Source organism: Cellulomonas algicola (assembly GCF_003851725.1).
GTDB classification, from domain to species: Bacteria; Actinomycetota; Actinomycetes; order Actinomycetales; family Cellulomonadaceae; genus Cellulomonas; species Cellulomonas algicola.
Genome location: NZ_BHYL01000031.1, coordinates 1 through 10,156, shown reverse-complemented (window position 1 = coordinate 10,156; position 10,156 = coordinate 1). Strand labels below are relative to the sequence as shown.

Annotated in this window: 7 protein-coding genes; 5 read left to right on the top strand and 2 right to left on the bottom strand. The window is 75.5% G+C overall.

Annotated features, from left to right (window positions below):
- Positions 1-70 precede the first annotated feature (70 nt).
- The 5 genes from CTKZ_RS01995 (at position 71) to CTKZ_RS01975 (ending at position 4,252) form a co-directional block, all read left to right on the top strand.
- Positions 71-799: a response regulator transcription factor gene (locus CTKZ_RS01995; RefSeq protein ID WP_124341366.1), complete on the top strand. Its 729-nt coding sequence runs from the start codon at positions 71-73 to the stop codon at positions 797-799.
- Between the two features lie 104 nt (positions 800-903).
- Positions 904-2,472 carry a sensor histidine kinase gene (locus CTKZ_RS01990; protein WP_124341365.1) on the top strand — a complete coding sequence of 523 codons (1,569 nt, stop codon included), beginning with the start codon at positions 904-906 and terminating at the stop codon, positions 2,470-2,472.
- A 3-nt stretch (positions 2,473-2,475) separates the two neighbouring features.
- Positions 2,476-3,267 carry an HD domain-containing protein gene (locus tag CTKZ_RS01985; RefSeq protein WP_124341364.1) on the top strand — a complete coding sequence of 264 codons (792 nt, stop codon included), beginning with the start codon at positions 2,476-2,478 and terminating at the stop codon, positions 3,265-3,267.
- Positions 3,268-3,540: 273 nt separating this feature from the next.
- A complete protein-coding gene (locus CTKZ_RS01980; RefSeq protein WP_124341363.1) occupies positions 3,541-3,831 on the top strand; it encodes a WXG100 family type VII secretion target in 291 nt (96 codons plus the stop codon).
- A 142-nt stretch (positions 3,832-3,973) separates the two neighbouring features.
- Positions 3,974-4,252 carry a DUF4031 domain-containing protein gene (locus tag CTKZ_RS01975; RefSeq protein WP_124341362.1) on the top strand — a complete coding sequence of 93 codons (279 nt, stop codon included), beginning with the start codon at positions 3,974-3,976 and terminating at the stop codon, positions 4,250-4,252.
- A gap of 12 nt (positions 4,253-4,264) precedes the next feature.
- On the opposite strand, the gene atzF is transcribed toward CTKZ_RS01975, so the two are convergent.
- A complete protein-coding gene (gene atzF / locus CTKZ_RS01970; protein WP_235843133.1) occupies positions 4,265-6,223 on the bottom strand; it encodes an allophanate hydrolase in 1,959 nt (652 codons plus the stop codon).
- Between the two features lie 70 nt (positions 6,224-6,293).
- A complete protein-coding gene (uca, locus tag CTKZ_RS01965; RefSeq protein WP_124341361.1) occupies positions 6,294-9,941 on the bottom strand; it encodes an urea carboxylase in 3,648 nt (1,215 codons plus the stop codon).
- Between the last annotated feature and the right edge of the window lie 215 nt (positions 9,942-10,156).

The window sequence follows — 10,156 nt, the reverse complement described above, 5'->3', positions numbered from 1 at the left end:
CGGGCGACGGCCGGTCAGGCACGCAGCGCGCTCCCAGGCGGCATCCAGGAACCAGGACCAGACTGGGAGGATGACCGGTGCGCCCGCCCAGCCCGAGGCCCGCCTGCTCGTCGTCGACGACGAGCCGAACATCCGCGAGCTCCTCGCGACGTCGCTGCGGTTCGCGGGCTTCGAGGTGCACGCCGCCGCCGACGGCGGTGCCGCGCTCCGGCTGGCCCGGGACGTCGAGCCCGACCTCGTCGTCCTCGACGTCATGCTCCCCGACATGGACGGCTTCACCGTGACGCGCCGGCTGCGCGAGAAGGGCCAGCACGTCCCCGTGCTGTTCCTCACCGCGCGCGACGACACCGCGGACAAGGTGCAGGGCCTCACGGTCGGCGGTGACGACTACGTCACGAAGCCGTTCAGCCTCGAGGAGGTCGTCGCGCGGATCCGCGCGATCCTGCGCCGCACGTCGCCCGGCATCGAGCTGTCGTCGAGCGTGCTGCGGTACTCCGACCTCGAGCTCGACGAGGACAGCCACGAGGTCGTGCGCGCCGGGCACCCCGTCGAGCTGTCCCCCACCGAGTTCAAGCTCCTGCGCTACCTCATGCTCAACCCCGGCCGCGTCCTGTCGAAGTCGCAGATCCTCGACCACGTCTGGCAGTACGACTGGGGCGGCGACGCGAACATCGTCGAGTCGTACATCTCCTACCTGCGGCGCAAGGTCGACCAGCTCACCGACGCCGACGGCAACCGGCTGCCGCCGCTCATCCACACCAAGCGGGGCGTCGGCTACCTGCTGCGCGAGTCGACGTGACCGTCCCGCCGTCGTCCCCGTCGTCCCCGTCGCCCGGCCCTCCGGTCACCGACCCGGCACCCCCGGCGGTCCCCGGTCCGACGGCCTCGTCCTCCGCGCCTCCCGTGCCGTCCGAGGACGAGCCCGACACGCCCGGCTCCGCACGCCCGACGCGGCCCACGTCGCTGCGCGCGCGGTGGGACGCCGTGCCGCTCGTCCACCGGCTCGTCGGCATCATCACCGTCCTCGTGGGCCTCGGCCTCGTGCTCGCGGGCGTGGTGAGCGCGACGCTGCTCGGCGGGACCATGGTCGGGCAGGTCGACGAGAAGCTCGAGTCGGAGGGCTTGAGCCTCGCGCAGCAGCAGCTCGACTCCCTCACGCCGTTCGGCAGCACCCTCGCGCCCAGCGACTACTACGTGCGCGTGCAGGTCGGCGGGTTCGAGAACGTCAGCCCGCCGTCGCGGTCCGCGCGGCTGCGCTACGGCGTGCCCGTCGTGCCCGACCTCACCGCGGCACAGGCGACCGCACGTCGCGGCGAGCCGTTCACCGTCCGGTCGACCACGGACGACTCGCGCTGGCGGGCGGTGGCGTACCCGTTGACCGTCGAGGGCGCGACCGGGTCCGTGGTCGTCGCGCTGCCCCTCGGCGACGTGCAGAGCACCGTGAAGCGGATGGTGCTCGTGCTGGTCGTCAGCGGCGTGGGGATCGTCCTGCTCGGCGCGCTGGCCGGCGCGTGGGCCGTCCGGCGCTCGCTGCGCCCGCTGCGCGAGATCGAGTCGACCGCCGCCGCGATCGCTGCGGGCGACCTGTCCCGCCGCGTCCCGCCCGCGCCCGAGCAGACCGAGGTCGGGCGCCTGTCCGCCGCGCTCAACGGCATGCTCACGCAGATCGAGCAGGCGTTCGCCGCACGCACCGCGTCCGAGGCGCGCATGCGCCGGTTCGTCGCCGACGCGTCGCACGAGCTCCGCACCCCGCTCGCCGCGATCCGCGGGTACGGGGAGCTGTACCGGATGGGCGCGCTGCGGGAGCCCGCGCAGGTCGACGAGACCATGCGGCGCATCGAGGACTCCGCGACCCGGATGGGCGGGCTCGTCGACGACCTCCTCGCCCTCGCACGCCTCGACGAGAACCGTCCCCTGCGGCGCGAGCCCGTCGACCTCACCGTGCTCGCCGCCGACGCCGTCAGCGACCTGCACGCTCTCGACCCCTCGCGCACCGCGCGGCTCGTGCCGCTCGTCGCCGGGGCGCCGTCCGGACCGCACCTCGTCCTCGGCGAGGAGCCGCGGCTGCAGCAGGTCGTCGCGAACCTCGTCGGGAACGTCGTGCAGCACACCCCGCCGGGCACGCCTGTCGAGCTGGCCGTCGGCACCGCACCCGACGGTCAGGCCGTCCTCGAGGTGCGCGACCACGGGCCCGGCATCGACCCCGAGCACGCCGCGCGGGTGTTCGAGCGGTTCTACCGCGTCGACGCGTCCCGCGGCCGGGACTCCGGTGGCGCCGGGCTCGGCATGGCGATCGTCGCCGCGATCGTGACCGCGCACGGCGGCACCGTCGGCCTCGCGGAGACGGACGGAGGCGGCACCACGGTGCGCGTCGTGCTCCCCGCGGCGCGCGCCGAGGATCCCGAACCGGGCCCCCCGGTGCCGTCGCGAGGCTCTACTATGGCGCGTCCTGACCATCGGCGTGAGGCTTGATCCATGGGCGTCCATGACGCACCCCAGTGGCTGTTGTCCGCGTTCCAGCGCAGCGCACAGGGGGCCGGAGCGACAGCGACGACGGAGGAGATCCGTGACGTCGGGCAGGCGCTCGTCGACAGGTGGTCCGCACCCGGCCGCGACTTCCACAACCTCAAGCACCTGGTCGACGTGCTCGTCCGCGTCGACGAGCTCGTCGAGGAGACCCACGAGCCCGACCTCGTGCGGCTCGCCGCCTGGTACCACGGCGCGATCTTCGACTCCGCCGAGCGCAAGGCGTACGCCAACCGCGGCGGCGAGGACGAGATCGCGAGCGCCCGGCTCGCCGTCGACGAGCTGACCCGCCTCGGCATCCCTGAACGCGCGACCCGGCGCGTGCACGACCTCGTCGTCGCGCTGGTCCGGCACTCGCCCGACCCGGCCGACTTCGACTGCGCCGTGCTGTGCGACGCGGACCTCGCGATGCTCGCCGCCGAGCCCCAGCGGTACAAGTCGTACCTGCACGACGTGCGCGCCGAGTACTCGCACCTGCCCGTCGAGGCGTACGTCCGCGCGCGGCTCAAGATCCTCGACAAGCTGCTGCGACGCCCCTCGCTGTTCTCGAGCCCGCTCGGTGCCGCGTGGGAGGAGCCCGCCCGGCAGAACATCTCCGCCGAGAAGCAGCGGCTGGAGAAGGAGCTCGCGAAGATCGACGCCGAGGCCCTCGCGGCGCAGCACGCCGAGTCCGCGGCCCTCGAGGCGTCCGACGGCGCGGCCGCTCAGGCCGCCGTCCGCGCGTCCAGCGGCGACCGGTAGGACACGCACACCTGCGACATCTGCGGAGCCGGGCTTCGACCCCCGACCCGTGGAGGCACGGGCGCGCCACCTGGTGCGCTCGTCGCCGGCTCCGCCGACCGCTGTCGGCCCGCCCGCTCATGCGGTCGCCGTCGAGCCGTCCACAGCCCGGGTTCCCTGACGTCCGTGCACCGCGTCGCGCCTCGACCGTTCGACGACCGACGTCCGCTCCCTAGCGTCGTGCCGCACGAGGTCCCGCCAGGAGGGCGGGGCCGTCGGAGTCGGGAGGTCCGCATGAGCAGGTACGAGGTCGACAGCGCGCACGTCGCACAGGCCGCCGCGGGGGTGCAGGCACGGGCCGCGTCGATCCGCAGCGAGGTCGCCGCGATGCACCGGCAGCTCGCCGACCTGCAGGGCACGTGGCGGGGTTCCGCCGCGACGGCGTTCGCGGGCGTGGTCGCGAACTGGTCCTCGACGGAGGCGAGGCTCGAGCAGGCGCTCGACCAGATCAGCGCCGCGATGCACAGCGCCGCGCAGACGTACGCCGACGCGGAGGCCCAGGCGTCGCGTCTGTTCACGGCCTGACGGTCTCCGGTCGCGATCGTGCGACCGGAGCGGTGTCGAGCAGGAGCGCGAGCGGCAGCGGCAGCGACAGGGCCCGCGTGACACGCACCCGGCGGTGCGGTCGACGACGCGGTGGCACGACGGGGCACCTAGGCTCGGTCGTGTGACCGTGCTCGTCGACCCGCCGCTGTGGCCCCGGAACGGCACGACGTGGGCGCACCTCGTCAGCGACTCCTCGCTCGACGAGCTGCACGCCTTCGCCGCCCGCGCCGGGCTCCCCCGGCGCGCGTTCGACCTCGACCACTACGACGTCCCCGACGAGCGGATCACCGAGCTGGTCGCGCTGGGTGCGCAGCAGGTCAGCGCGGGCGACCTGATCCGGCGCCTGCGGGCGTCGGGCCTCCGCGTCCCGGCCCGGGACCGCGGCGCGTCCCGGCACTGACGGGCGGGCCCGTCACGCTCCGGCGCGGAGGGCGGCCACCCAGCCACCGGCCCAGGTCAGGTCGGCGCCCGCGAGTCCTGACTCGGCGGTGCAGCCGAAGCCGACCACCCAGGTTCCGTCCTCGAGCTCGACCTGACCGAGGTTCAGCGGTCCGGGCAGCGCGGCGAGCAGACGTCCGAGCGCGCCCGGCGCGACGCGCCAGACCTCACCGGCGATCGGTGCACCGTGGCCCGGGCCGACGCGGACCAGGCCTGGCTTGCGCGGGGTCGTGTCGAGGGCGACGAGCCGGTAGGCGTCCGAGGTGCGCACGCTCGCGACGAATCGCGCCCCCAGGTCCTCGAGCTCGCCGTTGAGGGGCTGACCACGCAGGTGCGCGCCGACGACGAGCACGTCCACGCCCGGTGCGACGACCAGAGGCGCGGTCAGGAGGGGGGCCGGGGGCGCACCGGACGTCGACGGTGCGGGGGCGGGCGGGGGCGTGTCGGTCGGCGAGGTCGCGGTCGGGACGGGCGTGAGAAGGCGGGCGGCGAGGTCGAGGGCGAGCTGGTCGTCGAAGGCGCGGGCGATCACCGTCACGCCGAACGGGCCACCGTCGGCCTCGCCCGCGGGCACGGCGACGGCCGCGAGGTCGAGGAGGTTGACGAAGTTGGTGTAGGTGCCGAGGCGGCGGTTGAGCCCGACCGGGTCGGCCTGGACCGCGGCGATCGTCGGGTGCTCGGTCGTCGTGGGCAGCAGGAGGAGGTCGCAGCCGTCGAGCGCCACGAGCGCGTCCGCCCGCGCGGCGTCGAGGCGGGCGCGGTCGGCGACGTAGGCGTGCGCGGGCACGTCGCGGCCGCCGCGGATGATCGCCGCGACGGTCGGGTCGGCGTCGACGGGGTCGGTGTCGAGGAACGCCCCGACGGCCTCGTAGCGCTCGGCGACGATCGCGCCGTCGTACAGCAGCGTGGCCGCGTCGAGCATCGCCGAGACGTCGACGGTGCGGACACGGGCTCCCGTCGCGACGACGGCCGCGACCGCCTCGTCGAACGCGGCGCGCCAGCCCGGCGACAGGGGTGCGAGGTCCTCGGGCCGCGGCACGGCGACGACCGGTGTCGCGCGCAGCGCGAGTCGCACGTCCGCGGGCCACGTGCGCCCCGACGGGTCGGCGGCGTCCGGGCCCACCATGAGGCGGGTCGCGAGCGCGCCCAGCGCGAGGTCGCGGGTGAACGTGGTCACCACGTCGTACGTGCGGCACGCGGGCACGACGCCCGCGGTCGGGACGAGCCCGACGGTGGTCTTGATGCCGACGATCCCGTGGAACGCGGCGGGCACGCGACCGGACCCCGCGGTGTCGGTGCCGATCCCGACGTCGGCGATCCCGAGCGCGACCGCCACGGCGGAACCCGAGCTCGACCCTCCCGACACCCGGTCGGGCAGCGTCGCGTGCCGGACGGCGCCGAACGGGCTGCGCGTCCCGACCAGGCCGGTCGCGAACTGGTCGAGGTTCGTCTTGCCGAGCACCACCGCGCCCGCGTCGACGAGCCGCTGCACCGCGGGCGCCGTGACCGCGGCCGGGCCCGGGCGTCCGGCAGCCGACGTCGCGTACGACGGGCACGCCGCGGTCGTCGGCAGGCCGGCGACGTCGACGTTGTCCTTGACCGCGAGCACGACGCCCGCGAGCGGCAGGTCGGCACCGGCCGCGACGCGCGCGTCGACCTCCGCCGCCGCCGCGAGCACGTCGGCACGGTCCACGAAGGTGATCCACGCCTCGGGCCGGTCCACCGCGTCGAGCCGTTCGAACGCGGCCCGCACCCGCCGCACCGCGGCGCCATCGGCACCGCCCACCACGACGGCACCGTCGGCACCGCCCGCCACCACGGCACCGTCGGCGCCGGCGACGCCGCCGCTCGTCGCCCCCGCCCCCACCAGGTCCACCACGTCGTCCACCTTCTCCGTCGTCGCCGCGCTCCCGGCCTGCTGCACCACCGTCACGCGTCCCTCCCCGTCACGCACGCCGTCCGCGCACGGTCGACCACCCGGCTCACGCACACCGTCAGTGCCGTCACGAGCCCACGGCCAGGATCGCGAGCGGCGCGCCGGGCGCGACCTGCTGACCGGGCGAGACGAGCACCTCGAGCACGCGCCCGTCCGCGGGTGCGACGACGCCGAGCTCGAGCTTCATGGCCTCGAGCGCGACCAGCAGGTCGCCCTCGCGGACCTGGCTGCCCGACGCGGCCTCGACCCGCCACACGCTCCCGACCATGGGGGCCTCGACGAGCACGTGCCCGTCGGCGAGCTCGATCTGCGCCACCCCGGCAAGGCCCGCCCCGGCGGGCCCGGCGTCGGGTGCGGGCTCGTCGTGCGCGTCGAGCTCCCCGGCGGCGGCCCAGGCGGCGCGCTCCTCGGCGAACGCGGCGGCCTGCCGGGCCTGGAAGGCGGCGATGTCGTCGGCGTGCGCGGCAAGCAGGTCGAGGTGCTCGCGGTAGGAGAACGTGCCGTGCTCGACCTCGACGTCGAGCCGCCCGGCGGCGAACGCGGCGCGCTGCTCGAGCAGCTCGGCGGCACCGACGGGGTGCCAGACGACGCGGTCGAAGAACCGCAGCAGCCACGGCTTGCCGGGTTCGAAGACGCCGCGCTGCCGGTGGCCGGACCAGATGGGCACGGTCCGCCCGACGAGCTGGTAGCCCCCGGGCGAGTCCATGCCGTACACGCACAGGTACTGCCCGCCGAGGCCGACGGTGTCCGCGGCGGTCCACGTGCGGGCCGGGTTGTACTTGGTCGTCATGAGCCGGTGGCGCGGGTCGAGCGGCACGGCGAGCGGGGCGCCGAGGTAGACGTCGCCGAGCCCGAGGACCAGGTACTCGGCGCTCGTCATGGTGTCGAAGACGTCGTCCGTCGACGGGAGCCCGTTGATGCGGCGGACGAACTCGATGTTCGACGGCAGCCACGGCGCCTCGGGGCGGACGCCCGCCTGGTAGCGGTGCACGGCGTCGGCGATGACGGGGTCGTCGAAGGACAGCGGCAGGTGGACGCGGCGGCTCGGGACGACGAGGTCGGCGGTCGCGGGCAGGGCGGCCTCGAGCTCGACGAGCACCGTGACGAGCGCGCGGACGGGCAGCACGTCGGGGTCGACGTGCACGTGGAGGGACCGGACGCCGGGCGTGAGGTCGACGACGCCGGGCAGGTCGCGGGCCCGCAGCGCCTCGGCGAGCGCGTGGACGCGCATGCGCAGGCCGAGGTCGAGCACCATCGGCCCGTACTCGACGAGCACGTTGTCGTCGCCGCCGCGCAGGTAGACGACCTCGGGCGTGCCGAGCGGGTCGGTGGCGTCGCCGGCGACGCGGGCGAGCACACCGTCGTCGCCGTCGGGGCCGACCCCGAGACCGCCGGGGACGGACGCCGCGGAGCGCAGGGCGTCCGACCCGCGCAGGGCGTCGGCGGTCGCCTCGGGGACGGGCACGAGCCGGACGGTGTCGCCGGGCCTGATCTGCCCCATCTTCCAGCGGTGCCCGGCGACGACGGTCACGGGGCAGGCGAACCCGCCGAGGCTGGGACCGTCGGGCCCGAGCAGGATCGGGGTGTCGCCCGAGACGTTGAGCGCGCCGACGGAGTACGGGTTGTCGTGCAGGTTCGACGGGTGCAGCCCGGCCTCGCCGCCGTCGGGTCGCGCCCACTGCGGCTTCGGCCCGGTGAGGCGGATGCCGGTGCGGTTGGCGTGCGTCTGCACCTGCCAGGTCGCGTCGTAGAGCATCCGCATGTCGTCGGGCGTGAAGTACGTCGGCGCGGGCTGCGGGCCCTCCTGGACGGCGACCTCCCACGCGTGCACGAGCTGCGGGCGGACGTCGTGCGGGACGGGCGCGACGGGCGGCGCCTCGGCGTCCACCGCCGCCGGGACCAGGGTGTCGCCGAGCGCGAGCGCCCGACCGGTGTAGCCGCCGAACCCGCCGAGCGAGAACGTCGACGCCGACCCCAGGTAGAGCGGCACGTCGAGCCCGCCGCGCACGAGCACGTAGGTGCGCAGGCCCGCGCCCGACGGCGCTCCGACGTCGAGCACCGAGCCCCCGGGCACGACGACCGGCTCCCACTGCGGCACGGGCTCGCCGTCGACGGTGACGGGCGCGTCGGCGCCGGTCACGCACACGACGGCCTCGTGGCTGAACCGCAGCCGCGGACCGGTGAGCGTGCACTCCAGGCCGGGCGCGCCCTCGGGGTTGCCGAGCGCGCGGTTGCCGAGGCGGAACGACAGGTCGTCCATCGGGCCGGACGGCGAGATGCCGACGTCCCAGTGGCCGAGGCGTCCGGGCCAGTCCTGCACGGTGGTCATGACGCCGGGCCGCTCGACGGCGATGTGCGGCTCGTCGTCGACGACGCCGCCCAGCGTGCCGGTGGTGTGCGTCGCGGCCCGCACGGACGGGTCGGCGACCGCGGCGCGCAGCAGCGGCAGGTTCGTCTGGAGGCCCGACATGCGCGTGCCCGCGAGCGCGGCGGCCGACGCGGCGAGGGCGGCGTCGCGGTCGTCGGCGTGCACGATCACCTTGGCGAGCATCGGGTCGTAGAGCGTCGTGACCTCCTGCCCGGTCTCGGCCCACGCGTCGATGCGCACCCCGGTCGACGGGTCGGGGTAGACGACCTCGGTGAGCAGCCCGGCGCTCGGCTGGTGGTCCTTGCGCGGGTCCTCGGCGTACACGCGCGCCTCGACCGCGTGCCCGCGGATCTCCGGTCCGGCGTCGGGCACGTCGTCGAGGAACGATGCGTCGCCCTGCGCGAGCCGGATCATCCACGCGACGAGGTCCACGCCCGTGACGGCCTCGGTCACCGGGTGCTCGACCTGCAGGCGGGTGTTGACCTCGAGGAAGGACACCTCGCCGCGGTCGACGTCGTACACGTACTCGACGGTCCCGGCGGAGCGGTAGGCGACGGACGCCGTGAGCGCCCGCGCGGACTCGTGGAGCGCGGCGCGGACGTCGGACGGCAGCGCGGGGGCGGGTGCCTCCTCGACGACCTTCTGGTGGCGACGCTGGAGCGAGCAGTCGCGGTCGCCGAGGCTCACGACCCGACCGGCGCCGTCGCCGAAGACCTGCACCTCGAGGTGCCGCGCACGGGCGACGTACCGCTCGAGGAAGACACCCGCGGACCCGAACGACGCCGCGGCGATGCGCTGCACGCGGTCGAACGCGGCGACGAGCTCGCCGGGGTCGGCGCACGCCTGCATGCCGATGCCGCCACCCCCGCCGACGGCCTTGACCATGACGGGATACCCGACGACCTCGGCGGCGGTGAGCGCGTCGGCGACGGTCTCGAGCAGACCCGAGCCCGCGACGAGGGGCACGGCCGCCGCGCGCGCGGCCTCGCGGGCCTCGTGCTTGTCGCCGAACACGGACAGGTGCGCGGGCGTCGGCCCGACGAACGCCAGCCTGGCGGCCTCGACCTGCGCGGCGAACGCCGCGTTCTCGGACAGGAACCCGTAGCCGGGGTGGATCGCGCCCGCGCCGGTCTCGGCGGCGGCGTGCAGGACGAGCTCGGTCCGCAGGTAGCTCTCGGCGGCCGGGCCGGGTCCGAGCCGGACGGCCTCGTCGGCGAGGCGCACGTGCGGGGCGGCCGCGTCGGCGTCGGAGTAGACCGCCACCGTCCGCAGGCCGAGGTCGCGCGCGCTGCGCAGGATGCGGACGGCGATCTCGCCACGGTTGGCGACGAGCAGGGTGTCGAACACGGCGTCCCCCGGTGCGGTCGTCGGACCGGCCGCACCCGCAGCCTCGACGGCGGCGGATCACGATCGGCGGGTGTGTATACACCCCGGTATCCCGCACGCTACGAACCGCTTGTTTCCCACCCCACCGCCCCTCGTAAACGTCGCGTTACGACGGCTCTCGCCGCCCCCGCCGGACGCCGCCGGGTGCCCGGCACCTGTCGACCCCGGGGAGGGTT

What these genes read in the sequence shown, in the direction of transcription:
- CTKZ_RS01995 (WP_124341366.1), top strand. Translation starts at nt 71, where the DNA reads ATGACCGGTGCGCCCGCCCAGCCCGAGGCCCGCCTGCTCGTCGTCGAC.
- CTKZ_RS01985 (WP_124341364.1), top strand. Translation starts at nt 2,476, where the DNA reads ATGGGCGTCCATGACGCACCCCAGTGGCTGTTGTCCGCGTTCCAGCGC.
- CTKZ_RS01980 (WP_124341363.1), top strand. Translation starts at nt 3,541, where the DNA reads ATGAGCAGGTACGAGGTCGACAGCGCGCACGTCGCACAGGCCGCCGCG.